Source organism: Haloglomus salinum (assembly GCF_024298825.1).
GTDB lineage: Archaea > Halobacteriota > Halobacteria > Halobacteriales > Haloarculaceae > Haloglomus > Haloglomus salinum.
In genome coordinates this window covers 866,777-893,686 of record NZ_CP101153.1, presented here as the reverse complement: position 1 = coordinate 893,686, position 26,910 = coordinate 866,777, and the positions used below count along the sequence as shown (strand labels likewise).

The 26,910-nt window shown below is 70.0% G+C and carries 23 protein-coding genes and 1 tRNA gene; 17 read left to right on the top strand and 7 right to left on the bottom strand.

All coding sequences use genetic code 11. The annotated features are described in order from the left end of the window. Window positions 1-118: 118 nt before the first annotated feature. From NL115_RS04390 to NL115_RS04380, 3 genes are all read left to right on the top strand, one after another. On the top strand, window positions 119-1,096 hold the full coding sequence (locus NL115_RS04390; protein ID WP_254831990.1) for an ROK family protein: 978 nt from the start codon (window positions 119-121) through the stop codon (window positions 1,094-1,096). Between the two features lie 65 nt (window positions 1,097-1,161). Beyond that, window positions 1,162-2,619, top strand: a complete 1,458-nt coding sequence (locus tag NL115_RS04385) for an LVIVD repeat-containing protein (RefSeq protein WP_254831989.1) — start codon at window positions 1,162-1,164, stop codon at window positions 2,617-2,619. A 24-nt stretch (window positions 2,620-2,643) separates the two neighbouring features. Beyond that, window positions 2,644-4,179, top strand: a complete 1,536-nt coding sequence (locus NL115_RS04380; RefSeq protein ID WP_254831988.1) for an LVIVD repeat-containing protein — start codon at window positions 2,644-2,646, stop codon at window positions 4,177-4,179. Between the two features lie 65 nt (window positions 4,180-4,244). Here the strand turns inward: NL115_RS04380 and NL115_RS04375 are convergent, their stop codons facing one another. Further along, window positions 4,245-5,708, bottom strand: a complete 1,464-nt coding sequence (locus tag NL115_RS04375) for a ribonuclease FAU-1 family protein (RefSeq protein WP_254831987.1) — start codon at window positions 5,706-5,708, stop codon at window positions 4,245-4,247. Continuing rightward, window positions 5,705-6,082 (bottom strand): DUF7532 family protein, encoded by a 378-nt coding sequence (locus tag NL115_RS04370; RefSeq protein ID WP_254831986.1) that lies wholly within the window; start codon window positions 6,080-6,082, stop codon window positions 5,705-5,707. Before NL115_RS04370 ends, NL115_RS04375 begins: the two co-directional genes overlap by 4 nt. Window positions 6,083-6,390: 308 nt before the next feature. Between NL115_RS04370 and NL115_RS04365 the strand changes: the two genes are divergently transcribed. The 3 genes from NL115_RS04365 to NL115_RS04355 all read left to right on the top strand — a co-directional run bounded on the left by NL115_RS04365 (window position 6,391) and on the right by NL115_RS04355 (window position 8,961). After that, window positions 6,391-7,548, top strand: coding sequence for a PrsW family intramembrane metalloprotease (locus NL115_RS04365; RefSeq protein WP_254831985.1), 1,158 nt, complete (start codon window positions 6,391-6,393; stop codon window positions 7,546-7,548). Window positions 7,549-8,212: 664 nt separating this feature from the next. Beyond that, window positions 8,213-8,443 carry an Lrp/AsnC ligand binding domain-containing protein gene (locus NL115_RS04360; protein WP_254831984.1) on the top strand — a complete coding sequence of 77 codons (231 nt, stop codon included), beginning with the start codon at window positions 8,213-8,215 and terminating at the stop codon, window positions 8,441-8,443. Then, window positions 8,440-8,961 (top strand): ester cyclase, encoded by a 522-nt coding sequence (locus NL115_RS04355; RefSeq protein ID WP_254831983.1) that lies wholly within the window; start codon window positions 8,440-8,442, stop codon window positions 8,959-8,961. The genes NL115_RS04360 and NL115_RS04355 overlap by 4 nt, the downstream gene beginning before the upstream one ends. A 262-nt stretch (window positions 8,962-9,223) precedes the next feature. On the opposite strand, the gene NL115_RS04350 is transcribed toward NL115_RS04355, so the two are convergent. Both NL115_RS04350 and NL115_RS04345 read right to left on the bottom strand, forming a co-directional pair. Beyond that, a tRNA-Arg gene (locus NL115_RS04350) sits at window positions 9,224-9,296 on the bottom strand. 49 nt (window positions 9,297-9,345) lie between these two features. Further along, window positions 9,346-9,996: a hypothetical protein gene (locus NL115_RS04345; RefSeq protein WP_254831982.1), complete on the bottom strand. Its 651-nt coding sequence runs from the start codon at window positions 9,994-9,996 to the stop codon at window positions 9,346-9,348. 150 nt (window positions 9,997-10,146) lie between these two features. Here NL115_RS04345 and NL115_RS04340 point away from each other — a divergent pair, with 150 nt between their 5' ends. After that, complete coding sequence (locus NL115_RS04340; RefSeq protein ID WP_254831981.1) at window positions 10,147-11,037, top strand: AhpC/TSA family protein; 891 nt, start codon at window positions 10,147-10,149, stop codon at window positions 11,035-11,037. Window positions 11,038-11,077: 40 nt separating this feature from the next. On the opposite strand, the gene NL115_RS04335 is transcribed toward NL115_RS04340, so the two are convergent. Further along, entirely contained in the window at window positions 11,078-12,631 is a 1,554-nt protein-coding gene (locus NL115_RS04335) for an MATE family efflux transporter (RefSeq protein WP_254831980.1), read from the bottom strand. Between the two features lie 209 nt (window positions 12,632-12,840). On the opposite strand from NL115_RS04335, the gene NL115_RS04330 reads away from it, so the two are divergent. The 7 genes from NL115_RS04330 to NL115_RS04300 all read left to right on the top strand — a co-directional run bounded on the left by NL115_RS04330 (window position 12,841) and on the right by NL115_RS04300 (window position 17,464). Continuing rightward, window positions 12,841-13,737 (top strand): pantoate kinase, encoded by an 897-nt coding sequence (locus NL115_RS04330; RefSeq protein ID WP_254831979.1) that lies wholly within the window; start codon window positions 12,841-12,843, stop codon window positions 13,735-13,737. Window positions 13,738-13,795: 58 nt separating this feature from the next. Further along, on the top strand, window positions 13,796-14,227 hold the full coding sequence (locus NL115_RS04325) for a DUF8009 family protein (protein WP_254831978.1): 432 nt from the start codon (window positions 13,796-13,798) through the stop codon (window positions 14,225-14,227). A gap of 306 nt (window positions 14,228-14,533) precedes the next feature. Next, window positions 14,534-14,836 carry a DUF8028 family protein gene (locus tag NL115_RS04320; protein WP_254831977.1) on the top strand — a complete coding sequence of 101 codons (303 nt, stop codon included), beginning with the start codon at window positions 14,534-14,536 and terminating at the stop codon, window positions 14,834-14,836. Window positions 14,837-14,971: 135 nt separating this feature from the next. Beyond that, window positions 14,972-15,472, top strand: a complete 501-nt coding sequence (locus NL115_RS04315) for a hypothetical protein (RefSeq protein ID WP_254831976.1) — start codon at window positions 14,972-14,974, stop codon at window positions 15,470-15,472. A 77-nt stretch (window positions 15,473-15,549) separates the two neighbouring features. After that, on the top strand, window positions 15,550-16,119 hold the full coding sequence (locus NL115_RS04310; protein WP_254831975.1) for a GNAT family N-acetyltransferase: 570 nt from the start codon (window positions 15,550-15,552) through the stop codon (window positions 16,117-16,119). Then, window positions 16,119-16,919, top strand: a complete 801-nt coding sequence (locus NL115_RS04305) for a GNAT family N-acetyltransferase (RefSeq protein WP_254831974.1) — start codon at window positions 16,119-16,121, stop codon at window positions 16,917-16,919. The genes NL115_RS04310 and NL115_RS04305 overlap by 1 nt, the downstream gene beginning before the upstream one ends. Beyond that, window positions 16,919-17,464, top strand: coding sequence for a GNAT family N-acetyltransferase (locus NL115_RS04300; protein ID WP_254831973.1), 546 nt, complete (start codon window positions 16,919-16,921; stop codon window positions 17,462-17,464). Before NL115_RS04305 ends, NL115_RS04300 begins: the two co-directional genes overlap by 1 nt. A 92-nt stretch (window positions 17,465-17,556) precedes the next feature. Here the strand turns inward: NL115_RS04300 and NL115_RS04295 are convergent, their stop codons facing one another. Continuing rightward, entirely contained in the window at window positions 17,557-18,276 is a 720-nt protein-coding gene (locus NL115_RS04295; protein WP_254831972.1) for a Yip1 family protein, read from the bottom strand. Between the two features lie 63 nt (window positions 18,277-18,339). Then, window positions 18,340-18,954 carry a conditioned medium-induced protein 4 gene (locus NL115_RS04290; protein WP_254831971.1) on the bottom strand — a complete coding sequence of 205 codons (615 nt, stop codon included), beginning with the start codon at window positions 18,952-18,954 and terminating at the stop codon, window positions 18,340-18,342. A 258-nt stretch (window positions 18,955-19,212) separates the two neighbouring features. Between NL115_RS04290 and NL115_RS04285 the strand changes: the two genes are divergently transcribed. From NL115_RS04285 to gltB, 3 genes are all read left to right on the top strand, one after another. Continuing rightward, a complete protein-coding gene (locus NL115_RS04285; protein ID WP_254831970.1) occupies window positions 19,213-21,474 on the top strand; it encodes a (Fe-S)-binding protein in 2,262 nt (753 codons plus the stop codon). A gap of 107 nt (window positions 21,475-21,581) precedes the next feature. Then, on the top strand, window positions 21,582-22,130 hold the full coding sequence (locus NL115_RS04280) for a response regulator (RefSeq protein WP_254831969.1): 549 nt from the start codon (window positions 21,582-21,584) through the stop codon (window positions 22,128-22,130). 197 nt (window positions 22,131-22,327) lie between these two features. Further along, a complete protein-coding gene (gltB, locus tag NL115_RS04275) occupies window positions 22,328-26,884 on the top strand; it encodes a glutamate synthase large subunit (RefSeq protein ID WP_254831968.1) in 4,557 nt (1,518 codons plus the stop codon). The last annotated feature ends 26 nt before the right edge of the window (window positions 26,885-26,910 follow it).

The following is a 26,910-nucleotide window of genomic DNA, read 5'->3' as shown; positions in this document are numbered from 1 at the left end:
TTCTCCCGCTGGTAGCCTCCGATACCGGTCGTCCGCGGCTTCCCCTCCGTGACGTGACGCCAGCGTGCCCGGTCACGACGTGGAAGGGTTGATGTACGCCCGGCGCCCGGCCGTCGGCATGTCGTGTTACGCCGCCATCGACCTCGGGGCGACGAACACGCGGGCGCTGGTCGCCGGCCCCGATGGGGATGAGCGTGGCCGTGCCCGCCGCTCGACCCCCCAGGCCGACGGTGCGACCGTCACCGCGGCCGTGGTGGCCACGCTCGAGGCGGCCTGTGAGGCCGCGGCCGTCGCTCCCGGGCACCTCGACGCCATCGGTGTCGGGAGTATCGGCCCGCTCGACGTCGACGCGGGCGCGGTCGTCGACCCGCCGAACGTCCCTGCCGAGCGTATCGCCCTCGTCGACGCGCTCTGCGAGCGCACGGATGCACCCGTCACCCTCGAGAACGACGCCGTGGCCGGTATCCGCGGCGAGCGGCGATTCACCGACTGTCCCGAGAACGCCGTCTACCTCACGCTCTCGACGGGCGTCGGCGCCGGCGTCGCCGTCGACGGCCACGTCCTCCGGGGCCGGCGCGGCAACGCCGCCGAGGTCGGCCACCTCACGCTCGTTCCCGCCGGCCGACCCTGTGGCTGTGGCGGGACGGGCCACTGGGAGGCCTACTGCTCCGGGAGCGGCATCGCCGCCCACGCCCGTGACCGCGCGGCGGCCGGCCACGAGACGGCTCTCGACGCCGAGACGCTCGACGCCGAAGCGGTGTTCGAGGCGACCGATTCCGCGGCCGTCCTCGCCGCCGCCGCGGACCCGGATGTCGCCCCATCCGACCTCGACGGTGACCCCCTCGCCACGCGCGTCGTCGCGGAGACCGTCCGCCTGAACGCCCGCGGGGTCGCGGCGCTGACCCACGCGTACGCGCCCGAACTCGTCTCCGTCGGCGGTGCCGTCGCGCTGTCGAACCCCGCGCTCGTGGTCGACCCGCTCGCCGGCCTGCTCGACGAGGGGGGCCTCGCGGTGCCCGCGCCCGAGGTCCGCGCGACGCCGCTGGGCGAGGACGCCGTACTCCGCGGCGCGCTGGCGAGCGTGCTGCCCGAGTAGCCAGGTTCGTGCGCCTACTGTGCCCGACCACAACCCCTACGCCCGCGGGGGGCTTTCTCCCGGCGATGAGACGGCGCAGATTCCTGCGACGGGCCGGGCTGACCGCGGGTGGCCTCGGACTGTTCCCTGGCGTTGCCGCGGGTGGCGGGCCAGCCTCGGATGCGGCCGAGACGGGGACGCCGACGTTCACGCCGCGCCAGACCACGCCAGTCGCCGAGGGGACGGCGCCGCTGGGCCGGCTCCCGGTCGATGGCCTCCGCGAGGCCGTCCTCTCCCCGGACGGGCGGGTTGCCTACTGCGCGACGACGGACGGGTTCGCGGTCGTCGACCTCGCGGACCCGGCCGCGCCGGAGCTGCTGGTCGACGAGCGCGAACCGCTGAGCGACCGCGAGGACCGGCTGTTCGACGTGTTCGACGTGAAACTGGACGCCGAGAACGAGTTGCTGGCAGTGGTCGCGCCGGCGAACCCCGCGGGTCAGGACGTGTTCAGGGGACTGCTCGTCTACGACGTGCGCGACCCCGCCGCCCCCGAACGCGTCACCGTCTACGAGACGGACTACTTCAACCACAACTGCTTCGCGACCGGCGGCCACGTCTACCTCTGTGCCAACCGCGGCGACCGGAACGGCGTGGTCGTCGTCGACGCCCGCTCGGGCGAGCGGGTGGGTGAGTGGTCGCTCGCCGACCGCGACGGGCGCTGGCGGGACGTCCGCCTGCAGAACTGGGTGCTGCACGACCTGTCCGTCCACGACGACGTGGCCTACCTGGCGTACTGGGACGCCGGGACGGTCCTGCTCGACGTGAGCGACCCGACCGCGCCCTCGTTCCGCTCGCGCGTCGGCGGCCGGGGGCCCGGACAACTCGCGGCGCTCACCAGCGACGAGGCCAACGACGAGGCGCTGGAGCCGCCCGGAAACGACCACTACACTGCCGTCAACGACGACGGAACCCTCCTCGGCGTGGGCGTCGAATCGTGGGACGCCGACCCCGAGGACGACGAGGGGGGCCCCGGCGGCATCGCGCTGTACGACGTGTCCGACCCGCGCTCGCCCGAGGAGCTGGCGGTCATCGCGCCGCCGCCGACGCCGGACCCCTCCTTCTCGGGCGTCTGGACGACCTCGCACAACTTCTCGTTCCGGGGCGACCGGCTCTACACCTCGTGGTACCGCGGCGGCGTCCGGGTACACGACGTGAGCGACCCCACCGACCCGACGCTCCTCGCGCGCTGGCGGGACTCGTACAACGCGAGCTTCTGGACCGCGGAACCGGCGGGCGAGCGCGACTTCTTCGTCGCGCCGTCGTGGAAGGGCCGCGACGACGAGGGCGCGCTCGCCTTTGACCGGGCCGCGCTGTACACGTTCACGGACCCGGAGCCGCCCACACCGACGGAGTCGGCCACATCGAGCGACGGCCAGCCCGGGCTCGGTCTGCTGAGCGGGCTCGCGGGACTCGGCGCCGGGGCGCTGTATGCCCTGGTGCGGCGGCACCGAAGCCGCGAGGTCCCCCCCGACCACAAGGCTTAGTCCTGCCCGACGGCGAGTGGGGTCGTGAACCGCCGCTCCGTCCTCCGCCGCGGCGCCGCCCTCCCGTTCGCGCTCTCAGGGGCCGCGGCCGTGACCGAAGCCGCCGGTAGCAGCCGTCAGGCCGAATCCTTCGACCCGCTCGCGGAACTTCGGGTTCCGAAGGCGAAGGAAGTCGTCCTGAGTGCCGACGGCCGGACCGCCTTCCTCGCCGTCACCGACGGGTTCGCTGTCGTCGACCTCACCGACCCCCGCTCGCCGACGGTCGTCCACGAGAACCGCGAGCCGTGGGCCGGCGAGGGGAACGGCCGCCTCGAACAGATCTACGACGTGAAACTCGACCGCGAGACGGACCTCCTCGCGGTCGTCGGCCCCGCGAACCCACGGAACGCGTGGCGCGGCGTCATCGTCTACGACGTTTCGGACCCGACCGCCCCGGAGAAGGTGGCCGTCCACGAGACCGACTCGTTCAACCACAACTGCTTCGCGACCGGCGGCCACGTCTACCTCCCCGAGAACACGAGCGAGCGCAACTCGATGGTCGTCGTCGACGCCCGTGCCGGCGAGGCCGTGGGGCGCTGGTCCATCGCCGACGTGGACGAGCAGTGGACGGAGGTCGGCCCGAACTGGGTCCTGCACGACCTGTACGTCCACGACGACGTGGCCTACCTCGCCTACTGGGACGCCGGGACGTGGGCGGTCGACGTGAGTGACCCGACCGCGCCGGAGCTCCTCGCCAAGGTCCGGGGCCGTGACCCCGAGACGTTCGTCGAGATGACCGGCTCCGAGGCACGGCGGGACTACTCCGAGCCGCCGGGCAACGACCACTACGTCGCCACGAACGACGACGGCACGCTGCTGGGTATCAGCGTCGAGTCCTGGGACACCGACCCGAGCGATGACACTGGCGGTCCCGGCGGCATCACGCTGTACGACATCTCCGACCCGACCGCGGCCGAGGAACTGGCGTTCATCACGCCGCCGCCGACGGACGACCCCACCTTCGGCGGGACGTGGACGACCTCGCACAACTTCTCGTTCCGGGGTGACCGGCTCTACACCTCCTGGTACGAGGGCGGCGTCCGGGTGTACGACGTGAGCGACCCGTCCGCCCCGGCGCTGCTGGCGCGGTGGCGCGACAGCGACGCGGCGAGCATGTGGACCGCGGTGCCTGCCGGCGACCGCGACTTCTTCGTCGGGACCAGCCACCGCGACGGGCCGCGGGCGTCGAGCGAGAGCTCCGCCGACCGCGCCGCGCTCTACACCTTCCCCGAGCCGCCGGCCGACGCGGAGCCGCTGACGCCGACGCCGGGGGCGAACCCGTCCGCCAGCGCCACGACGACCGGGGCCACGTCGGGCACGCCGACCGACGCGTCGACGCCGACGGCGACCGACACGGCCAGCGCGACACCGACCGAATCGCCGGACCCGGCCGCCGGCGATACCGGCGCGGAGCCGACCGGGACGGCCGCGGCCGGTCCCGGCTTCGGCCCCCTCGCCGCGCTCGGGGGACTTGGACTCGGGGCGTGGCGGCTGCTGCGGCGCTCGGACGACGAACGATAGTTACTGACCTGCCTCCCGAGATGTCGCTAGGTGCGGGGGATATCTGTCATAAGTGTGTACTATACTTACTTTAGTCCTCTTTCGACTGCTCTCGCAACGTTTCGTGCTTTCTCGGCGAGCGGCTCGCTCACGTGGCCCCGTTCGACGGCCTCGTCGAGTTCGTCGTCGTCGACCCGTTCGACCGTCCCGTCGGTGTGTTTCACCACGTCGACGTGGAGGTCGACGTAGCGGGCGGCCTCCGGGAACAGCTCCACCGGCGTACAGACGTTGACGTACGTCCCCCGCCGGGTGCCGTCGTCGCCCCGGTAGACCGTCGGGTACCACCAGCGGCCCTCCTGCAGTTTCGTGATGGCCACGTCGCCGGCCTGGCGCTCGACGCCGAGCGCGTCGTAGGTGCCGCCGGCGGACATCTGCCGGCGGACCGTCACCTGTCCCTCGGGGTCGTAGTCGGTCACCTCGCCGCGGCCGAGGGTGATGAGGCGGCCGTCCGGCTTCCCGTGGTGGAGCGCGAGCCGGTCGCCCTCCCGGGGGCCGAACTGGCGGGTGACGGCCGCGAACGGGAACCCGTCGTCGGGCCCGAATCTATCGCCGGCGACGGCCTCGGCGAAGTCGACGGCGGCGCTGGCCGCGTAGTCCGCGGCCTTGGTGCGGTGGTGGCCGGGCATCGTCGCCGTGACGCCGCGCCGGTGGTCGTCCAGTTCGAAGCGGGACTCCCGGCCGAACCAGCACCAGACGGTCGCCGCTGGGGCGGCGAGGGGGCCGGGTGCGTCGTCCGGGTCCATCTCGACGGCGTCCGTCACGGTCTCGACGCGCTCGACCGCCCGCCCGAGTGCGTCCGCGAGCGCGTCGAGGTCGGCGTCGTCCGCGGCGCGGTCCCAGCGCGGTGCCCACCTGTCGGGCACGTCGACGGGGAGCATCTCGGCCATCCGCGCGGCCTCGCTCGACCCGCGCGAGCCGCCGCGCCGCAACTCCACGAGGCCGCCATCGACGACCAGGTCCGTGCCGAGCTCGGCGCGGTCGTCGTCCCACGGCGGGCGGGGGTCACGAACCTGCACACGGAGGACGTCGCCCTCCTCGACGTAGTCGTCGGTCGCGCTGTACGGGAGAAAGCCCGAGTCCGGGCCACAGTCGACGACCGCGCCGTTCCCGAGTGCGTCGGTGACGACGCCCTGGTAGACGGCGCCCGCCGGGAGCGTGGCCTCCCACGCGAAGGTGTCGCGCCCGACGCTCGAGAGGCGCTCGGCGAGTCGTTCGACCGCCCACGGCGCGCCGGAGGCGCCGACGCCCTGGCGCTCGCCCGTCGTCGAGACGGTCACGTCGGCCGCGGCGGCCTGGAACTCGTCGGTGAACCGCTCCCGGATGGGCTCGGAGGCCTGCACCACCCGGGTCGGGACGCCGTCGGTCGTCGAGTCGTGCAGTAGCGCGGTCAGTGCGGTCGTGTAGATGCCCCGAATCCGGACGGAGAGCTGGTCGGTCTCCGCGGGCACCTCGAGAGGTCCACCGGTGTCGCCCGCCCCCTCGCCGCTCATTCCAGCGCCTCGCGCGTCGGCGCGAACCGGACACGCCCGTTCACGGTCGGTCCGAGAGTCAACTCGACGGTGCCGTCAGGGAGGACGCGGCCGTCCTCGACGGGGACGCCCCAGGTGTCGAACCGGAGCCACCCCCGGAGGTCCGCCGCGTGGGTGTAGGTGTCGAGCCAGCGGACCTCGTGTTCGGGGAACTCGGCGCTGGAGTGGGCCTGGTCCATCGTGGAGTAGACGACCTCGTGCTCGTCGAAGAACGCCTCGAGGTCGGCCGCCGCATCGGCGACGGCCTCCGCCACGGCCTCGGAGGCCGCCTGTAGCTCCTCGGTCGTCAGGCCGACCTCGCGGAGCGCCGCCTGCTCGCGGGGGTCGAAGTGCATACCGCGGCTTCGACGGGCGGGGACGAAAAGCGTCCGGTGTGCGGTCGCTCCTACGGAGCGACGGATGTGCGGTGGGCGCTCCGCGCCCACGGATGTGCGGTCGGTTTCGAGCCTTCACAGAGATGCAAGGAGGAAGCCCACGGCTTCAGCCGTCCTCAGAACGGCTTCGCCGTTCTGATGGGCTGCACAAGAGCTTCGCTCTTGTGAACGTGGGAGGAATCCGACTGCTCGCTTACACGTTCGACGGTCGTGTGTCCCGTACGACCGCCCAAAACGTTCAGGGTCGTCCCCCGAGTACGCCTGGGCGAATGGGAAACCGCGATCCGATAGAGGCACACGCCGACGACTCGCGTGACCTCTACGACGTCTCCACCTGGGAGCCCCGGTCGTCGCTGGACGGCCTCTCCGTCCGGCTGTACCGGGGGATACTGACCACGCTCCGGGCTATCGTCATCCTGCTGGCGGTGCTCATCCTGCTGAGCCAGTTCCTGCTCGGGAGCATCGGCGTGACGTTCGCCCAGGACCCCTACTCAGTCGGGCTGGTGGTGCTGTCGGTCGCGCCCGCGGTCGGTCTCGCCGCGTACGTCTACTTCTCCGATATCACCTCCTCGGAACCGCTCGAACTCATCGTCGGCACCTTCATGCTCGGCATCCTGTTCGCCGGCTTCGCCGCCGTCCTGAACACGGTGCTTGGTCCCATCGTCCGCGGGGTGCCCTCCGCCTTCGGCGTCATCGGTGCCGTCGTCGGCTCGCTGCTCTTCTTCTATCTCGTCGTCGGACCCGTCGAGGAGTCCGTGAAGCTGCTCGCCGTCCGGCTCTATCCGTACCGCGACGAGTCGTTCGACGCCGTCATCGACGGCGCCGTCTACGGTGCTGCCGCCGGCCTCGGGTTCGCCACCATCGAGAACGCGCTCTACATCACGCGCAACCTCGGTGCCCCGGGCACCGAGATGGCCCTCGGCACCGCCCTCACCACGGCCGGGCTCGGCTGGGTCGCCGCCGGGCTCGCGGACCTCTCCATCCCGGTCGTCCAGTCGGGCGCGAGCGGCATCATCGGCATCTTCGAGAGCGGCGGGCGCATCACCGCGCTCCGTGCGCTCGCCGGACCGGGCCACGTCATCTACTCCGCGTTCGCCGGCTACTACCTCGGGCTCGCGAAGTTCAACGACGAACACGCCGGCCCCATCGTGGTCAAGGGAATCGTCATCGCCTCGCTCATCCACGCCACCTACAATGTGACGGTCGGGTTCGTCCCCGCGGTGTTCAGCGTGGCGGCGAGCCAGTTCCTCGGCGTCGCCGTTCCCGACCTCGTGGCGTTCTTCGCGTTCGTCGTCATCTACGACGGCATCTTCGGGTTCGTCCTCTTCCGGAAGATTGCCCGGTACCGAACCCTCTACCGCGAGGTTCGGGGCCGGAGCGACCGCGAGGAGGCCTTCCCGCCCGAGGCGACCGAGTTCGACCCCTGACTCGGTGCTGGTTGGATACGCTGTTCTATTCCAGTCGTTACAGGGGACGTAGTTGGAGGGGGATTCAGAATGACGATACGTGAATCGAACCGATTTGGAAGCCCCTGGCCGCTCGATGTCCCGGGCCTCGCTGCGGTCCTCGGCCTCACTGCGTTCGGCCTGCGGTCCTTGCGTCGCCGGGGACGGGTCGAGCGACCAGCCCCTTCCATTCCCACCCGAGGTTGTCCGTTCCACGGGGCGCACACACCGAGTTAGCATGGTGTGGACGCGACCCTCGAACGTCGAATCGGGCGGGACTGAAAGGGGCCGCGGGCTGAGCGGTCCCCCGGCGAAGTAAGGACCGCAGGGCTCCTCTGGAGCCCGAGGACCGCAGCGAGCCGCGGGGGTGAGCGCCCACGGCGCGAACCAGGGAAGTCGCAGCCAGAGCGGGACTCCGTCCCGCAGGCAGTCGGCGCGTAGCGCCGACGACCGCGCAGCCCGAAGGGCGAGCAGGAACGTCTTCCCGTGCCCTCAGCCCGCGGGGGCTTTCAACAGGAGGTTGTCGGCGCTGTTGTCCACTCCCCAGGTCGGTAATCACGCACGCCCTGGTCATCACTCTCCGCTACCCGAACCCCGCTCACTCCTCCGGGCGAAGGTTTAGGACGGCGGTGGTCGAACGGCAGCTATGGTCCGTGCGTTCATTATGGTCAAGGCCGATGCCGGCTACGCCGAGTCGACCCTGGACGCGGTGCTGGCGCTCGAGCGCGTCACGGAAGCGAGCGTCGTCGCCGGTGATTTCGACCTGGTCGTGGAAGCCGAGGGCGAGGAGATGTACGACGTGCTCCACTCCGCGTCGAACGCGATTCGCGCCGTCGAGGGGGTAACGGATACGAAGACCTACGTCTGTCTGGAATGAGCGACAGCACCGACTCGCCACCGGCTGCCGAGCTGGCCCGCGAGTACTTCGGTCACGTCGCCGACCGGGACCCGGACGCGATGGCCGCGATGGTACACGAGGACGTGGTCGAGGAGTTCGTCGTGCTGGGGACCTTCCACGGCCGCGCGGCACTGCGCGATTTCTTCGCCGAACTGTTCGCCGCCGTCCCGGATTCGACGTTCGAGGTCGAGACGATCCACGATGTCGATGCCGACACCGCCATCGGCCAGTGGCGCTTCACCGGCACGTTCGAGAGCGGTCCCTTCCAGGGCATCGAGCCGACCGGGGCGGACCTCGACTTCCGGGGCGTCGACGTGATGGAGTTCGAGGCGCGCTCGACCGACGAGAAGCGCCTGAGCCACAACACCATCTACTACGACGGGCTCACGTTCGCCCGGCAGGTCGGCCTGCTCCCCGACGAGGACTCGCTCGGGGACCGGGCGCTGATGACGGGCTTCAACGGGCTGACGAAGCTGCGGACGGAGCTGCTGGACTGAGTTCCGAATCGACTCGGAGAAGCGGGAGCGAGCCCGGAGGGATTCGAACCGAGAGAAGACGTTCCTGCTCGCTTTGCTGCGCGGGCTGCGACTTATCGGGTTCAGAATCCTCCGGGTCGTTCGACACGCCTCGCTGTCGCTCGGCGGTCTCACGAGCCCGGAGGGATTCGAACCACGGTCACTCCGCTCGCTGGCGCTCGCTCCGTTCCCTGATTCGAATCCCCGTGACTCGCTCTGCTCGTCGCGTTGCTCCTCGCAGAAGCGAGCCCGGAGGGATTCGAACCCCCGACAACCAGGTCCGGAACCTGGCACTCTGTCCACTGAGCTACGGGCCCTCACCCACCGATAGCGGAGTCCCCTGTAAAACCGTTGCCACTCCGGCCCCTACGTATCCTGGGTGGCCGCCAGCCCCCCGGTCGTGGGGTTCGCGCTCCCCTCGTCGACCCGGAGCAGGTTGACGCGCCGGTCTCGGGCGAGCGTGCGGACCTCCTCGTCGGGGTCGCCGGTCGTGAGGAGGACCGGGCTGGCGCCGGTGTCGTCGGCGGTCGCTCGCAGGTCCAGCACGTCGTCCGCCGCGGTCTCGGGCGCGAGGCCGACGACGAGCTCCGTGCCGATGAGTTCGTCCTCGGCGTGGAGGTGGACGCGGTAGCGCTCGCCGGAGGAGCCGGTCAGCGTCGTGTCGGTCTCGACCTCGTAGCCCCGGCCGGCGAGCAGGTCCGAGGCCGCCTCGATGGCGCCGCGCTGGGTCGCGACCCACTGCTTGCCCCGGTCGGAGATGTCGTACTCGGTGAGCTGGAGGTCGATGGTCTCGTGGGGGTCCGAGAGGACACAGGTGCAGTCGCGGGTGGTCGCCGGCTCGAGCAGGCCGAGGTCGGTGAACTCGCGCAACGTCTCGGCCACGCTCTCCGTCTCGAGGACCGTGGCGGCCTCGGGATAGACGATCCGCCCCGCGTCGGCGTCGATGGATGCGGCCACGTGCTCGAGCGAGCCGTCCGCCAGCTTCCCGAGCAGGGCCAGTTCGCTTGGGGAGATCATACCGGCGGCTACCGGCCGCTTCGACCTAAAACCGACCCATCGACGCCCTCACCGTCCGTCGCTCCATCCGGGCGCATTCGGCTCCGGACTGTCCGACGCCCGTCGTGCGGTGGAGAAGGGTCTTTGTGCGACCAGTCGTACCTCTGGAGCATGTTCCGCTCACTGTGGCGGCGGCTCGCCAGCTTCCGGCGCCCGGACGGGCCGGCGCTGGCCGAACCACCCGCGGTGGGTGACCCCGCCCCGGAGCGCCCCCGGCTCGGCGCCGGTGAGCCACGGGTGGTGCTGTTCCTGCGGCACACGGGCTGTGCCTTCGGGGAGCACATGCTGAGGGAGTTCCGGCAGACGGCCCGGGCGACCCCGGACGTCCAGTTCGTCGCCATCACGCACGGCGACCCCGAGGCCGCGACCGGCTGGTGCGAGGAACTCGGCCTCGACCGGGTCGCGGTCCACAACCCCGACGCCGAGGACGCCGTCGACCGCTGGTGTCGGGGGACCGACGCCGGCAACCTCCGCGTCATCGTCGACGAGGCGCGTGAACTGTACGCCGAGTGGGGGCTGGGACTGGGCGGCCTTCGCCACCTCCTCCGGCCCACGGTGGTCCGGAACCTCCTCCGGGCGCGCCGGGCGGGCGCGACGGACCGCACCCCGAGCGGCACCCGCTGGCAGCGCGCCGGGATGTTCGGCGTGGACCCCGACGGAACGGTCAGGACCCGGTACATCGCCGATTACGCCGGTGACCTCCCCGACATCCGCACCGCGCCGACGTTCCTCGACCGGGCGTCCGAGACCGCGTCCCTGCGGAACGCCACCGAGGACGACGCCACGGCCGAGGAAGCGACCGAGACAGCGCCCGACCCCTGGTCGGTCCCGACCGACACCGTCGCCGCGACGACCCGTGTCCCGCCCGAGCCCCGGGTAGTCGCCGGCGAGCCGGCCGCCGCGGTCCGACCTGCCGAGCCGAGCGAGGTAGCGGCCGGGGCGAACACGGCGGAGGATACCGACGAGCACCACCGCCAGCGGCTCCGCACGGACGGCGGCTGAGGCGCCGCTCGACGGTCTTCGCTCGCTCCGCTGTCCGGCGCTACTGCTCCGTCCGCCCGCTCGCCCGGTTCGTCTCGGGGTCGGGCAGGTCGGCCTCGGTCGGCTGCGTGGCACCGGTGGCCGGCTCCGGTTCGTCCCGGTCGACGACGGCGTCCTTCCAGGTCCCGCGGGTGAACCAGAGGCCGGCCCCGAGCGCGCCGAGGATGTGGCCCGTCGTCATCCCGACCCAGATGCCGGTCGCGCCCATGCCCGCGAGGAACGCGAACCCGTACACCATCGGAACTCGGCCGACCCAGAGCGCCAGCAGCGAGAATCCCAGTGCGGTCCGGGTGTTGCCGGCGCCCCGATAGGCGCCCAGCAGCACCTGGAACACGCCGATGAAGGCGAACTCGACGGCCCGGATGCGGAGGTACTCCGTCGCGAGGCCGATGGTGGCCTCGGCCGTCGCCGTCCCCGTGGTCATGAAGACGCTCACGACCGGGCGCGCGGCGAGCAGCGCCACCACCCCGACGCCGACCATCACGAGCGCGGCGGCGCCGGCGGCGATGCCGACGGCACGCTCGGCGCGGTCGGGGTTGCCGGCGCCGAGGTTCTGCCCGACCATCGTGTTCGTCGCTCGGCCCAGCCCCATCGCGGGGAGGTAGACGAGCGAGATGAGCCGGTTACCCAGGCCGTACGCCGCGACGACCGGTGGGCCGAACGCGGCGACCATCCCCGTGAGCGCGACCATCGCGAGCGCCGTCGTCGACTGTTCGAGCGCCGCGGGCGTCCCGATGGAGACGATCTCGCGGACGCGCTCGTACTGGAGCCGGAGATGCCGGACCGCCACGTCCGGCCCCCGGGTCGTCCGGAACAGGATGTAGAGGCCGATTGCCGTCGCGAGGCCGCGCGAGATGACCGTCGCGTACGCCGCCCCCGCAACCTCCAGCCGGGGGGCGCCGAACCAGCCGAAGATGAGGACGGGGTCGAGCGCGACGTTCAATGCGACGGACAGCGCCATCACGAGCATCGGCGTCCGCGTATCGCCGTACCCCCGCATCAGCGCCGAGAACAGGAAGAACCCGAACAGGAACGGCGTCCCCAGGAAGAACACGCTCATGTACTCCTCGGCGAGCGGGATGACATCGTTCGCCGTCGTGGCGTCCGCTGGGAACAGGCCCAGCAGCGGGACGACGCCGAGGAAGCCCAGGATACCCAGGCCCGTCGCGAGCAGCGTGACGAACGAGAGCGTCTGCCCGGCTACCTCCCCCGCCCCCGACGCCTCGTCGACCTCCTCCCCGGTCCCTGGCTCACCGGTCCCGTCGTCGCCGGCGCTCGCGCCGGTGTGCTGTGCGACCAGCGTCGAGCCGGCGACGGTGAAGCCGCCGCCGACCGAGAGGACGAGGAAGACGAGCGGGAACGCGATGCTCAGCGCCCCGACCGCCTCGGCGGACAGTCGACCGAGCCACAGCGTGTCGGCGATGTTGTAGGTCACCTGCAGCAGCTGGGTGACGACGATGGGCCACGCCAGCCCGAACAGCGGCCGTGCCAGGCCACCCTCGGTGATTGTATCCTCGGAGGGCTGCACCAGCGGGGGCAGGAACGGACCGGCCATGTGTCTGTTCCTTCATCGAGAGCGTGTGTCGTGGCACCGCCTGGCTCGCAGTAAATCGGGTGTTGATTCCGAGACGACGGATTAGTCTTCCAGATTCGCGATTAATCAGTAGGATTCCAACATTATAGATGAAGTAACGGCTCTCGTCCCATACTCCCAGCTCCGGCGGGGAGAGTGAGCGTTAACACGCCGGCCGCCCCAGGTCGGCCATGACCGACACCGCCGACCGGCCGCTGCAGGTCGGGAGCGGCATCGACGCCGACGCCACCCCGACGGCGTTCGTCCCGGCCCACATCACGGGCTTCTTCACGGCCGAACCCGCCGACGACCCGACCGAGGCCGGCTCGACCGGCGCCGGCCTCGCGCTCTCGGACGGCGTCACCGTCCGCGTCGAACCGGCGACGCCCGGCACCTACGAGGTCACGCTCGACGGGGAGTCGCTGGACATCGCCGCGCCCAAACAAGTCCTCCGCGCGCTCCGCGTGGACGGTGCGCACGTCCGCGCTCGCTCGGACGTGCCGCTGGCCTCGGGCTTCGGCGTGAGCGGCGCGCTCGCGCTCGGGACCGCGCTCTGTGCGAACGCCGTCTTCGACCGGAAGCTCTCCGAGAACGAACTCGTCACCATCGCCCACGGCGCCGAGGTGCAGGCTGGTACCGGCCTCGGGGACGTGGTTGCCCAGGCCCGCGGTGGCGTCCCCGTCCGCCTCGAACCGGGCGCCCCCGGACACGGCACGATGGACGGTATCCCCGCCCGCTCGCGCGTCGAGTACGTCACGCTGGGCGAACTCTCCACGGAGGACGTGCTGTCTGGCGACACGGAGATGCTGACCCACGCCGGTCAGCGCGCCCGCTCCGCGCTCGTGCAGGAGCCCACGCTGGATACGTTCGTCCGGTCGTCCCGGCGGTTCGCCCGCGAGGCCGAACTCCTCACCGACCGTGTCCGCGATGTCATCCTCGATGTCAGCGAGGCCGACGGCTCGGGGTCGATGGCGATGCTCGGCGAGACGGTGTTCGCGCTGGGAACCGGGCTCTCGGACGCCGGCCACGACCCCGCTGTCTGCCGGATTCACCCGACCGGCGCGCACCTCACGCTCGACGGCTGGTGAGGGTTCGCTGGGGTCCGGAGGCGACACGCTGAAGCGGCGCCCGGCCGTCGTTCCAGCCGTGTCGGCAGACGACCCGACCCGCATCCGTTCGCTGGCCATCACCGCCGAGGACCTCCTGGCGGCGCTGGAGGCGAACGCCCGCCGTGACGCGGGCGCCGTGCTCCGGGTGACGCCGCCGTTCAGCGGTCGGATGCGCGCACGCCTCCACCTCGCCGGCGCGGAGGGCGGCTACGACGGGCCGCCACAGCCGATCCACATCGACCCCGAGCAGTTGCTCGACGACGACGCGCCCGCCTTCCCCAGCGTCGACGCCACCGAAGACGACCTCCGGTCGAGCCCGGACGTCGAGTACACGCCCGAGCGCCACCGCGAGCGCCACGAGCAACGCGTGGCGGCGTGGCGCGCGGCCGTCCGCGACCGTGTCCGCGAGGAGACGACACTCGAAACGCCCGACGGCGAGGCGACAGTCGAGGTATCGGTGCTCGGGTAGGGTGTTCGTACCCGGCCCCTGGTCGCCGCGCCGGTGATGCCCGGTGGGCCGGTGCCCGGCCGGTCGCGCTCACGAACTCGCCGCGGGTCCAGTTTCCACGCGGCCACCAGAGTGATATATACCCGTCGGTACCGATATCTTGTTACGAGAATATCGTCTGAGAGGGTTCTATAAAATTTCTAAACGATTCTATGGCGTTCGTAAAACGTCCTCGCCGGACCGTTCGTACGTGGTGAAAGGTCCGAAACGATACGAAGGCTCTCACGGTTATATGCTGGTGTCGTCACATGAGGTGAGTGAAGCACGATGTCCACGAACAGTCCCTCGCTGTGGCCCCCCGCCGACGCCTCTCCCGCCCGCATCGCCGACCAGCTCCGCCGTGGCGCTCGCACCGCCGTCGACCACGTGCGCCCGCTGCTCCAGGCTACCGCCTTCTGGTCGGCGGTCGTCATGCCATTCCTCTACGTCCCGCTCCTGCTGGGCGGGCTCACGGGCGGCGAGTTCTCGACGTTCGTCGGACTCCTGCTCGTGAACGCCCTTGTCCTCGTCCTCGGACACAACCACCACGTTGGCGACCCCACCGAAGAGAGCGAGGCGGCCACGCAGTAGGCGGCCACGCGGTTGATGCCCTCCACGCGGCCGAGGCTCTCCACGGGCCCTCCCACTCTTGGGGCGGCGTTCCGTGGGCACCCTGCCCACCACGCTCTCCCCGGCTTCTTGCGCGCCCCGCCCGTGACTTCGCCCATGAGCGACGAGCTCGACCGGGTCGACTGTCTCCAGTTCCCCGGCGACGCGGCCGATACCGTCCGACTCGTTCCCGCGGGGCTGGGCGAGCGCGTCGTCGCGGCTCACGACGAGGAGCGCCGGCGGCGGAACCGCCTCGGCGTGGTCGCGGCGGCCCTCCTCACGCTCCTCTCGGGTGCGGTGGCCCTCGTCGTCATCGGTCCGACACCCATCACCGCCGTCGGGACGGTGCTCATCGGTATCGTGAGCGTCTACGCCGCGCGCCGGTCGCCCTCGGGCGCGGCGGCGCCGGGTCCGGACCTGGTCGCGACGGATATCCCGGTCGCGGAGGCGCGAGCACGGTACGAGGTGGCGGCCGAATCGGCGAATCCCTTCGAAGCGGGGACGACCGATTCCGAGCCAGCGACTTCCGACGGACCGGGTGGCGACCCCCTGGATGGCGACGGCTCGGACGGGGAGCCGGCTGACGGCGACGACCCGGACGGCGACGACCCGGCGTGACCCCCGGAACCTCTCGGTGTGATTACGTGTCTCAGTTTCAGGGAAGCGTTTAGTCACTCCGTACAGGAGTAACGGCCATGCCTGGTCCCGCGTTCCGTCGCGGCGAGACCGTCGCCCTCCACCCCACCAACGAGGAGGATATCGACTTCCTCCACGAGAACCGGAACGACCCCGAGGTCCGATGGGGTCTGACGACGGCCTTCCCGCAGACCCGCGAGCAAGCCGAGACGCGACACGAACAGCACGCCGAGGACGACTCCGGCGTCGGCCTCCTCATCGTCCCGACGGACGCCGAGGACCCGGTCGGCAACGTCGTCGGGTTCGATATCGACCCCGCACACGGCACCGCCGAACTCGCCGCGTGGGTCGCCCCCGAGGCACAGGGCGAGGGGTATGCCACCGAGGGCACCGCCCTGATGCTGGACTACCTGTTCGCCGAGCGGCGACTGCACACGGTCGTCGCCCGCGCCATCGTCCAGAACGAGGCCAGCCGCGCGGTGCTGGAGGGCCTCGGCTTCCAGCAGGAGGGTATCCAGCCCGCCGAGAAGTACGTCGACGGCGAGCACGTCGACGTGGTGCGCTACTCGATGCTGGCCCGGGAGTGGGACGGCGCCGCCGCGGCCCTCGGTCACGGTGGTGAGGCCTGATGCCGGGTCCCGCCTTCCGCGTCGGCGAGGACGTGGCGCTCCACACCATCGAGCGCGAGGACCTCGAGTTCGTGGCGCGGCTCCGCACCGATCCCGACCTCCGCCACGGGATGACGCTCACCCGGCCGGAGAGCGACATCGAACTGGAGTCCTGGTTCGAGGCCCACGTCTCCGCGACGGACACCGACGACGAGGGGGCACAGTTCCTCGTCGTCCCGCGCGACGCCGACGACGGGGAGGACGCGGGGGGTGACGCCAGCAGCGACGCCGAGCGCGACGGCGGCAGCGACGAGGCCGCGGACGGTGACCAGCCCTCGCCCCAGCCAGTCGGCTACGTCTCGCTGTTCGACATCGAACGGCCCGCGGGGACCGGTGAAATCGCCGTCACCATCGCCCCCGAGCACCGGGGCCAGGGGTACGCCACCGACGCGGTCCGCGAGCTGGTCGCCTACGGCATCGAGGAACTCCGGCTGACCAAGGTCCGGGCGCTCGCGCTCGTGACGAACGACGCCTCCCGTGCGGTGCTGGAGAACGTCGGCTTCCGCGTCGGCGAGGTCCGGCGCGAACTCAAGCGGGTCGATGGCGAGCACGTCGACGTGATAGCCCACTCGCTGCTCGCCGACGACTGGTTCGACCGGTCGGACACCACCCGCGGGCTCCCGGACCGCCCGCCGGGCGCGACCGCCGCCGAGCGCGGCCACACGAACCCGTTCGCCACGGACGCCGACGGGACGGTCGGCGGCGAGCGGCGCCCCGACGCCGGCGACGGTGCGAACGCGGACAACGGGGGTGAGCGGTGATGCCGGGGCCCGTCTTCCGCGCGACCGACGACGGCGGGGTGACGCTCCGCCCCCGGCAGGCCGAGGACCACGAGTTCGTCCGTGACGTGACGAACCGGCCCGAGGTCCGCCGTCTGATGCGGAACACGACCCCGAAGAACGCCCAGGCCGTCGAGGACGAGTTCGAGGAGTACGCCGACAACGACGACGGCGCCGGGTTCTGCATCTGCGCCCCGGACGAGCCCGTCGGCCACATCGGCGTCTGGAACATCGACCACGTCAACGGCACCGCGTGGATGGGCGCGTGGATCGACCCGGACCACCACGGCGAGGGGTACGCCCCTCGTGGCACCGCACTGGCCATCGACTGGGCGTTCGAGGAGCTGGACCTCCACCGGCTCAACACCGGCGTCTACGAGCCCAACCGCCCCTCACAGCGCGTGATGGAGAAACTCGGCTTCGTCCGCGAGGGCGTCCAGCGCGAGTCCATCTACATCGAGGGTGCCTACTACGACACCTACCACTACGGCCTGCTCCGGCACGAGTGGGACGGCTACCAGGGGTAGCGGCCGTTCGCCGCTGGACGCGGAAGCCGCTCCCCTTCGCCAGGCGCTCGGCGTAGTAGCGTGTCTCTGGAGATAACACGATGACCGGGGCGTCACGCCACGCCCAGCAGCAGGAACAGGACCGCGACGACGGCCGCGACCGCCGAGGCCGCGGTCCCGGAGACCCCGCGCTCGTGGAGCAGGCCGAACCGCCAGATGACGGCTCCCCAGGCCATCGTGAGAACGCCACTGACCTGTCCCACGAGACGCATCGTGTCCAGCTGTGTGACGGCCTGGTCCCGGAACGTCGCGGGGTCCTGCCCGTTGCTGACGGTGATGGGGTCGAACGTGGCCCAGAACGCGACGAGCGTGACCGTCATGCCGAGCAGGGTGGGTGCCATCCCCCAGGCCGCGACGGCCAGCGTCCGGCCGAACGGGCCCTCGCCGTTTGCGAGCCACGACCCGGCGTGGAGTGTCCCGGCGACGAGGACCCAGACGATTGGGAGGCCGATGGCGAGCTGTCCTGCGACCGTGCCGATGGCCTTCCAGATGAAGTGGTCGATGTTCCGCTCGACCTGCTTCGGCTCGTCACAGCCGCTCGGGGTGAAGCGCCCGGGACTGTCGCCGTCGCAGAAGGTGTCGCCCGGGTACGCGGGGTTGTCGACCGTGACGGTGCCGTCGACGTTGGCGGCGAACACCCAGCCCAGCGCGTAGACGCCCGCCAGGAGCGTGAGGATGGTGAGGCCGGCGACGGCGAGGCCACGGGCGAGGCTGGCCGTGCGCTCGCTGAAGTACCGGTCCGGTCGTCGGAGGGGAGTGGAGGGCGGCGACATGCGGCGGTGGGTCCGAGGGCCGGGCTGAAAAGTCTCGTGACGGAGCGTTGCGGGGCCGAGTGGCTACAGCGACATGTCGCTCTCGGCCTCGGCGCCCTCGGTGGCGTCCTGGAGGCCGTCCTCCTGGATGTCGCTGGTCATGTCGTGGCTGATGCCCGCGTCGGTCAGGACGTCCTCGAATTCGGCCTGGTAGCGGGCCGAGACACTCCGTATCTGCGTCTCGGTCTCGACGACGCGGCGGTAGCGCCGGACCGTCGACGCCGACACGTCCAGTTCCTCGGCGAGGTCACTCGTCCCGAGGTCCGCGTCGGCGTTCAGGAGCCTGCGTAGCTCCTTCAGCTCGAACGGGGCGTCACGGTCCCGGTCCCGGACCAGATGCACGTCGAGCCGGGCCCGGACCACGTCGCGGCGGTCGATGTCGAGCGCGTCGGCGATGTCGGTGTCGTCCTCGCCCTCGTAGTAGCCCCGGACGACACGGGCGTACTCGGTGTCCGAGAGGTCGGTCGCGAACTCGTACTTCTCTCGCATGCGCGCGACCACGTCGGCCAGCCGCTCGGCGACCGCCTCGTCGTCCTCGCCCGCCAGCGTCCCCGGTGACTCCTCCTGTTTCTCGGTGACTGTCTCCTCGCCGGTCACCTCCTCGAAGATGTCCCGCAGCTCCTCCGTCTTCTCGTCCATGGCTTGGTGGGGACGGACCGCGGTATTTAGTTCTGTGGGGCGGCTCCCGTGATACGGGCAGCGGTAGCGACGGCGGTCGACCGGGCCGCGACCGTGTATGGAACCGGACTGATGGGGACGGGATGGCGCGGAGATAAACACCCCGTTCGCTGCTGGTTTTACAGCGGAAATCCAGCTGGAAATTTGCGCAAAAGGCGGCAACGGAGCGGGTGCGGGCGCTTGACAAGACTTAACCATATAGGCTCCCGTTCCCGCGGTATGACGTGGACGCTACCCTTGCAGGCCGGCGTCGAGTCCGGGGTCACCACCCGACCGACGTTCTGGAAGATTTCGCACACCGGTGAGGTGGTGTTCTACTACCTCGCGGCGGTGACTATCTTCGTCTTCGCCTACGGGGTGTACGACCGCTTCGCCCGCTACCAGCGCGGCACCGAGGACTGGTTCGACCGACTGGACGACCTCCCCGGTCGCATCACGAGCGCGGCCAAGATCGTCGCCTCCAACGAGAAACAGTTCAACCGCGATATCGTCGGCGGGGTGATGCACGCGTTCATCCTGTGGGGCTTCCTGACGCTCCTCATCGGGACGACCATCATCGCCATCGACATCGACTTCTTCCGGAATCTCACGATGCTGTTCACCGGCGAGCGTCAGTCGTTCTTCATCGGCGACTTCTACCTCTCGTACTCGCTGGTGATGGACTTCATGGGCCTGCTGTTCGTCGTCGGGCTCGGCATCGCGCTGTGGCGGCGTTACGTCACCCGGAAGGACCGGCTGCACGGCAAGCACACGGGCTGGGAGGACGCCTTCCTCGTCTGGTCGCTGTTCCTGCTGGGCGTCGGTGGCTACATCCAGGAGGGGCTGCGCATCCTCGGCACCGCGAGCGTCGAGAACGGCGCGGTCCAGTTCATCTCCTTCGAGCAGGTCTCGTTCGTCGGCTGGTTCGTCGCCGACGTGCTGAACGTCTTCTTCCAGGGACTGGGGATGGGCCCGAGCGAGTCCGTCGGCGCGGCCGCCGCGCTCTACCCGGTCGGCTGGTGGTCGCACGCGCTGCTGGCGTTCGTCTTCGTCGCCGCTGTGCCGTACGCCAAACCGTTCCACATGATCTCCTCGTTCGCGAACGTGGTCACCCGCGACGAGAAGGCCGGCAAGCGGCTCCCCGGCGTCCCCGCGGACCTCGACGCCGACACGGGTGCCGAGTCCATCGACCAGTTCTCCTGGAAGGAGATGCTGGACCAGGACGCCTGCACGAAGTGCGGCCGCTGTTCGTCGGTCTGCCCGGCCAACGCCTCCGGTCGCAACCTCGACCCCCGCGACGTGATTCTCGACCTCAAGCAGTACCGCGAGGAGGTCGACGCCACGGGCGAGGAGCAGGAGATAATCGCGGAGGACGGCGATGTCATCGCCGCCGAGACGATGGAGTCCTGCATGGCGTGTATGGCCTGCATGGACGCCTGCCCGGTCGAGATCGAGCACCTGAAGAGCTTCACCCGGCTCAATCGCCAGCTCACCGACCAGGGCGACATCCAGCCCAGCCTGCAGGAGGTGTTCCAGAACGTGATGCAGAAGGGCAACACGTTCGGGAACTCCCAGCGCAAGCGTGCCGACTGGGCCGACGAGCTGGAGTTCGACCTCACGGACGCCCGCGAGGAGGAGGTCGAGTACCTCTGGTACGTCGGCGACTACCCGAGCTACGACGACCGGAACAAGAAGGTCGCCCGCTCGCTCGCCAAACTGCTCAAGGAGTCCGGCGTCAGCTTCGGCATCCTGTTCGACGACGAGAAGTACGACGGCAACGACATCCGTCGTGTCGGCGAGGAGTTCCTCTACGTCGAGCTCGCGGGCCACCACGTCGAGTCGTTCCAGGAGTGTGACTTCGACAAGCTGGTCTGTACGGACCCGCACTCGTACAACACGTTCAAGAACGAGTACCCCGAGGTCGACTTCGACGAGTTCGCCGACGACCCCATGATGCCGTTCGAGATCGAGGAGGGCTGGAACCAGAACGGCGAGGTCGACGTGCTCCACTGGACGCAGGTCGTCGAGCAGCTGGTCGACCGGAACGCGCTCGGACTGTCGGGGACGGAACTGGACTACACGGTCACCTACCACGACCCGTGTCACCTCGGCCGGTACAACGACGAGTACGCGGCCCCCCGCGAACTCATCCGCGCGACGGGCTGTGACCTGCACGAGATGCCGCGCAACCGCGACAACTCCTACTGCTGTGGTGGCGGTGGCGGCGGCCTCTGGCTCGAGCACGAGCAGGAGGAGAAGGCCTCCGAGGAGCGCCTGCGCGAGGCCCTCGAGGACACGGAGGCGGGACAGGCCGTCGAGAAGTTCGTCGTCGCCTGTCCGATGTGCATGACGATGTACGAGGACGGCCGCAAGACCGGCGACTTCGAGGACGACATCGAGATCGTCGATATCTCCGAGCTGCTCATCGAGGCCATCGAGCAGGGCGGTCCGACGGCGACCGCGGCCGGCGAGTCCGGCGGCCCGGCTCCGGCCGACGACTGACGGCTCCTCTCAGAGACCGTTCTCTGGTTCTGAAAACGCTTCTCAGAACCAGATATCGCTACTTGCGGATTATCAGTATACGGTCTATAGGTACGAGTGAAGACAGCATGGCATCGAACGTTCCCCCAACCGTCCTCCTCGTCGAGGACGACGAACCGCTGGCGGACCTGTACGCCGACTGGCTCCGGGACGACTACCACGTCGAGGTCGTCCACGGTGGGGAGCCGGCGCTGGAGCGCCTTGCCGAGGGGGGCATCGATGTGGTGCTACTGGACCGCCACATGCCGGACGTCTCCGGTGACGAGGTCCTGGTGACGCTCCGGGACTGGGGGCTCGATGCACGCGTGGCGATGGTGACGGGCGTCTCCCCCGAGATGGACGTTCTGGAGATGGGGTTCGATGACTACCTGCTCAAGCCCGTGGACCGGGGGACGCTGGTGGAGACCGTCGAGGGGCTCCTCGACCGGGGCACGTACGAGGAACTCCGCATCGAACTCGGGTCACTCCGGGTGAAGCGCAACGTCCTGCAGGTCGAGCAGTCCGAGCGCCGCCTGGCGGAGGACGACCGCTACGAGGCGCTGTGTGCCCGTATCGAACGGCTCGAGGCACTGGTCGAGGAGCACCGCTCGCAGGCCGGGGTTCCGGCGGCCGACTGAGCCCGCTGCCGGCCGGTGAATCGCGGACGGAGACGACATCCTCTTTCCCGCACGACCATGAGGTACGTTCACGCACACGTCAGCCATGTTCAGACACCTAGGATTCCGTGAAGGCGTATTATGCCCCTTAGTTGCGGTTAGTGAACCATTAGTCCTTAACAGGAACCCTCTTATGCGGCGTCGAGCGAGGTGTTGACATGCAGGAACGCACGACAGGGTCCGCGAGCGACGACGGTGCGACGCTCCTCGCCGACCCCGAGGACCACCGCGCCAACTGTGGCGTCGGGGTGGTGTTCGACCTCGACGGTGAGGGTGGCCACGACGTACTGGCGGACGGTCTCGACCTCCTCGAGAACCTCGAGCACCGCGGCACGACCGGCGCCGAGGAGAACACGGGCGACGGGGCCGGCGTCCTCATCCAGATTCCGGACAGCTTCTTCCGCGACGAACTCGATGTCGACCTCCCGCCCGCCCGGGAGTACGCCGTCGGCTCCGTCTTCCTCCCGCAGGACGACGAGGCCGCAGCCAGCCTCCAGGCGGTCGTCGAGCAGGAACTCGCCGACCAGGGCCTCGAGGCCTTCCACTGGCGTGGCGTCGAGACGGACAACTCGATGCTGGGCGCGACGGCCGTCGAGAGCGAGCCACAGGTCGCGCAGGTCTTCGTCCGGCCCGAGGGCGAATTCGACGCGGACGCCTTCGACCGCGCACTGTACGTCGGCCGCCGGGCCATCGAGAACCGACTCGAGGACGAGCAGCCCACTGGTGCCGAGCGCTTCTACATCGTCTCACTGGACCGCAAGACGCTCGTCTACAAGGGGCTCCTGAAGGCCGACCAGCTCCCCGGCTACTTCCCCGAACTCACCGACGAGCGGATGGCCTCGACGTTCGCGATGGTCCACGCACGCTTCTCGACGAACACGCTCGGCGCGTGGCACCTCGCGCATCCGTACCGCAACATCATCCACAACGGCGAGTTCAACACCATCCAGGGCAACATCAACTGGATGCGGGCCCGGGAGACGGACATCGCCCACGAGGAGTTCGGCGACGACATCGAGACCATCAAGCCCATCATCGACGACCCGGAGCAGTCGGACACCGCATCCGTCGACAACGGGCTCGAACTCCTCCTCGAAGGCGGGCGCGACCTGCCCCACGCCCTGCGGATGCTCATCCCCGAGGCGTGGCGCAAGGACGGCAACCACGTCCCCGAGGAGCGTCAGGAGTGGTACGACTACCACGCCTCCCTCGTCGAGCCGTGGGACGGCCCCGCTCTGGTTGCGGCGACGGACGGCGACCGCATCGGTGCCGTCCTCGACCGGAACGGGCTCCGGCCCTGCCGCTACGACGTGCTGAGCGACAACACGCTGGTCATGGCCAGCGAGGCCGGTGCCATGGACCACGACCCCTCGGAGATCGAGACGCGCGACCGCCTCCAGCCCGGCCAGCTGTTCCTCGCCGACCCCGAGGAGGGGCGCGTCATCCCGGACGAGGAGGTCTTCGACGGCCTGCTCGACGAGAAGTACGGTGAGTGGGTCGACGCCGAACAGGTCGATATCGACGACATCGCCGACCGCGAGGACCGCGCTCCCCGCGGTGACGTGGACGGACTGCGGGCCCACCAGGCGATGTACGGCTACACGTACGACGAGATGGACCACCTGCTGGAGCCGATGGCGAGCGACGGCAAGGACCCCGTCGGCTCGATGGGCGACGACACGCCCCTCTCCGTGCTCTCGCAGTTCAACCGGCCGCTGTTCACGTACTTCAAGCAGCTGTTCGCGCAGGTCACGAACCCGCCGCTGGACTACATCCGCGAGGAGGTCGTCACGTCGATGGAGACGCGGCTGGGCAACCAGCGCAACCTCCTCGACGAGTCGCCCGCACACGCCCGCCAGCTGGTCTGTGACTCGCCCGTCCTCACCGACGCGGAGACGGCGAGCATCAAGGGGCTCGGCGGCGGCGATGGGGAGCTCTCCTCGACGGTCGTGGACATCACGTACGACCCCGAGGCGGTCGCGAGCCTCGAGGCGGCTGTCGAGGACCTCCGCTCGCGAGCCACCGACGCCGCACGGGAGTACGACATCGTCGTGCTCTCGGACCGCCGGGCCGGGGAGGACCGCGTCCCCATCCCCTCGCTGCTCGCGGTCGGTGGCGTCCACCACCACCTCGTCCGCAACGGCCTGCGGAACCGCGCGGGCCTCGTCATCGAGTCGGGCGACCCGCGTGCGGTCCACCACTTCGCGACGCTCATCGGCTACGGCGCCGGCGCGGTGAACCCGTACCTCGCCTACCAGTCCATCAGCGACCTCGTCGCCGGTCCGGACGGCGCCGACGAGGAGGAAGCGGTCGACGCCTACGTCCACGCCGTCGAGGACGGCCTCCTGAAGACGATGGCGAAGATGGGCATCTCGACCGTCGAGTCCTACCAGGGCGCCCAGATCTTCGAGGCGGTCGGCCTCGACTCGGACTTCGTCGCCGAGTACTTCGAGGGCACGACCGCCCGGACCGAGGGCATCGACATCGAGGACGTGGAGACCGACCTGACGAAGCGCCACACGGTCGCGTGGGGCGAGGAGGCCGACCTCGAACGGCAGGGCGAGTACGAGCACCGCTCGGACGGAATCTTCCACGAGTGGAACCCCCAGAGCGTGGGGGCGCTCCAGCAGGCGGTTCGGACGGGCGACTACGAGCGCTACGGCGACTTCGCGGACCTGATGAACGAGCAGACCGAGCAGCTCCAGACGCTGCGCGGCCTGCTGGAGTTCGACTCCGACCGCGACCCGGTCGACATCGAGGACGTGCAGCCGGTCGAGGAGATCGTGAAGCACTTCTCGACCGCTGCGATGAGCCTCGGGAGCCTCTCGCCCGAGGCCCACGAGAACAACTCCATCGCGATGAACCGGCTCGGGGCCAAATCCAACACGGGCGAGGGCGGCGAACCGCCCGAGCGCTTCGACACGGAGAAGGAGTGCAACATCAAGCAGGTCGCCTCCGGCCGCTTCGGGGTCACCTCCGACTACCTCACCAACGCCGAGGAGATCCAGATCAAGATGGCCCAGGGCTCCAAGCCCGGCGAGGGCGGCCACCTGCCCGGCAAGAAGGTCAACGAGATGATAGCGCACGTCCGGTACGCGACGCCGGGCGTGGGGCTCATCTCGCCGCCGCCGCTCCACGACATCTACTCCATCGAGGACCTCAAGCAGCTCATCCACGACCTGAAGGCGGCGAACCCGGACGCCGACATCAACGTCAAGCTCGTCTCCGAGGCCGGCATCGGCACCATCGCCGCCGGCGTCGCGAAGGCCAACGCCGACGTGGTCCACATCTCCGGTCACTCGGGCGGCACCGGCGCCTCCCCGAAGACCAGTATCAAGAACGCCGGCCTGCCGTGGGAGCTCGGGCTGGCCGAGGCCAACCAGATGCTCCGCGCGACGGACCTGCGCAACCGCATCCGCGTCACCGCCGACGGCGGCCTGAAGACAGGCCGCGACGTGGCCATCGCCGCCCTCCTCGGTGCGGAGGAGTACGTCTTCGGGACCGCCTCGCTGGTGACCTCGGGCTGTGTGATGGCCCGGCAGTGCCACGAGAACACCTGCCCGGTCGGCGTCGCCACCCAGCGCGACGAGCTGCGCAACCGGTTCCCCGGCGAGCCCGACCACGTCATCAACTACATGACGTTCATGGCCCAGGAACTGCGCGAGATAATGGCCGACCTGGGCTTCACGTCGCTGGACGAGATGATCGGCCGGCCGGAGTACCTGGCCCAGCGGACCGACGTAGAACAGGAGAAGGCCCGGAAGCTGGACCTCTCCTCGGTCATCGCTCAGCCGCCGGGCGACCAGCGACGCAAGACCGAGCCCCAGACCCACGAGGTCGACGAGCAGCTGGACTGGGATATCATGGACGAGCTGGGCGACGCCCTCGAGACGGGCGAACCCGCGCATCTGGACATGGAAATCGGCAACCAGCACCGCGCCGTCGGTGCGACCCTCTCGAACCACATCTCGAAGGAGCACGGCCTCGACGGGCTCCCGGAGGACACCTTCCGTATCGACTTCGACGGCGTCGCCGGCCAGTCGTTCGGCGCCTTCCTCAAGCACGGTGTCACGATGTCGCTGACCGGCAGCGGCAACGACTACGTCGGCAAGGGACTCTCCGGCGGGAAGCTCATCGTCCAGACGCCCAACTCCGCGCCGTACGAGCCCGAGGAGAACATCGTCACCGGCAACGTCGCGCTGTACGGCGCGACCCAGGGCCAGATGTACGTCAACGGGAAGGCCGGCGAGCGGTTCGCCGTCCGCAACTCCGGCGTGAAGGCGGTCGTCGAGTCCGTCGGCGACCACGGCTGCGAGTACATGACCGGCGGCGTCGTCGTCTGTCTGGGCGACACGGGCAAGAACTTCGCCGCCGGGATGTCTGGCGGTATCGCCTACGTCCTCGACCGCGAGGGCGACTTCGAGGACCGGGTGAACTACGGGATGGTCGAGACCACCCGTGAACTCGGCGAGCAGGACCGACGCATGATGCGCCGCCTCGTCGAGAACCACGTCGCCCACACCGACTCCGACCGTGCCGAGTACGTCCTCGAGCACTGGGAGGAGGAACTCGACAAGTTCGTGAAGGTGATGCCGGAGGCCTACAGCCGGGCGCTCAGCGAGGGTGCCGAGGACGTCCGCGAGGACCTGCCCGAGTCCGTTGGCCCGGACGCCGACGCCGCGGGGCAGGGCTTCGCGGCGTCGACCGACGACTAACTGGAGCTTTTTTCCGACTCGGGTAC

Excerpts from the sequence above, each read along its gene's own strand:
- NL115_RS04315 (WP_254831976.1), top strand. The coding sequence starts at position 14,972 with ATGAGCGACGAGCTCGACCGGGTCGACTGTCTCCAGTTCCCCGGCGAC.
- NL115_RS04385 (WP_254831989.1), top strand. The coding sequence starts at position 1,162 with ATGAGACGGCGCAGATTCCTGCGACGGGCCGGGCTGACCGCGGGTGGC.
- NL115_RS04370 (WP_254831986.1), bottom strand. The coding sequence starts at position 6,082 with ATGCACTTCGACCCCCGCGAGCAGGCGGCGCTCCGCGAGGTCGGCCTG.
- NL115_RS04355 (WP_254831983.1), top strand. The coding sequence starts at position 8,440 with ATGAGCGACAGCACCGACTCGCCACCGGCTGCCGAGCTGGCCCGCGAG.
- NL115_RS04345 (WP_254831982.1), bottom strand. The coding sequence starts at position 9,996 with ATGATCTCCCCAAGCGAACTGGCCCTGCTCGGGAAGCTGGCGGACGGC.
- NL115_RS04290 (WP_254831971.1), bottom strand. The coding sequence starts at position 18,954 with ATGGACGAGAAGACGGAGGAGCTGCGGGACATCTTCGAGGAGGTGACC.
- NL115_RS04330 (WP_254831979.1), top strand. The coding sequence starts at position 12,841 with ATGACCGACACCGCCGACCGGCCGCTGCAGGTCGGGAGCGGCATCGAC.
- NL115_RS04320 (WP_254831977.1), top strand. The coding sequence starts at position 14,534 with ATGTCCACGAACAGTCCCTCGCTGTGGCCCCCCGCCGACGCCTCTCCC.
- NL115_RS04340 (WP_254831981.1), top strand. The coding sequence starts at position 10,147 with ATGTTCCGCTCACTGTGGCGGCGGCTCGCCAGCTTCCGGCGCCCGGAC.
- NL115_RS04360 (WP_254831984.1), top strand. The coding sequence starts at position 8,213 with ATGGTCCGTGCGTTCATTATGGTCAAGGCCGATGCCGGCTACGCCGAG.
- NL115_RS04310 (WP_254831975.1), top strand. The coding sequence starts at position 15,550 with ATGCCTGGTCCCGCGTTCCGTCGCGGCGAGACCGTCGCCCTCCACCCC.
- NL115_RS04300 (WP_254831973.1), top strand. The coding sequence starts at position 16,919 with ATGCCGGGGCCCGTCTTCCGCGCGACCGACGACGGCGGGGTGACGCTC.
- NL115_RS04285 (WP_254831970.1), top strand. The coding sequence starts at position 19,213 with ATGACGTGGACGCTACCCTTGCAGGCCGGCGTCGAGTCCGGGGTCACC.
- NL115_RS04390 (WP_254831990.1), top strand. The coding sequence starts at position 119 with ATGTCGTGTTACGCCGCCATCGACCTCGGGGCGACGAACACGCGGGCG.
- NL115_RS04335 (WP_254831980.1), bottom strand. The coding sequence starts at position 12,631 with ATGGCCGGTCCGTTCCTGCCCCCGCTGGTGCAGCCCTCCGAGGATACA.
- NL115_RS04280 (WP_254831969.1), top strand. The coding sequence starts at position 21,582 with ATGGCATCGAACGTTCCCCCAACCGTCCTCCTCGTCGAGGACGACGAA.
- NL115_RS04365 (WP_254831985.1), top strand. The coding sequence starts at position 6,391 with ATGGGAAACCGCGATCCGATAGAGGCACACGCCGACGACTCGCGTGAC.
- NL115_RS04295 (WP_254831972.1), bottom strand. The coding sequence starts at position 18,276 with ATGTCGCCGCCCTCCACTCCCCTCCGACGACCGGACCGGTACTTCAGC.
- gltB (WP_254831968.1), top strand. The coding sequence starts at position 22,328 with ATGCAGGAACGCACGACAGGGTCCGCGAGCGACGACGGTGCGACGCTC.
- NL115_RS04375 (WP_254831987.1), bottom strand. The coding sequence starts at position 5,708 with ATGAGCGGCGAGGGGGCGGGCGACACCGGTGGACCTCTCGAGGTGCCC.
- NL115_RS04305 (WP_254831974.1), top strand. The coding sequence starts at position 16,119 with ATGCCGGGTCCCGCCTTCCGCGTCGGCGAGGACGTGGCGCTCCACACC.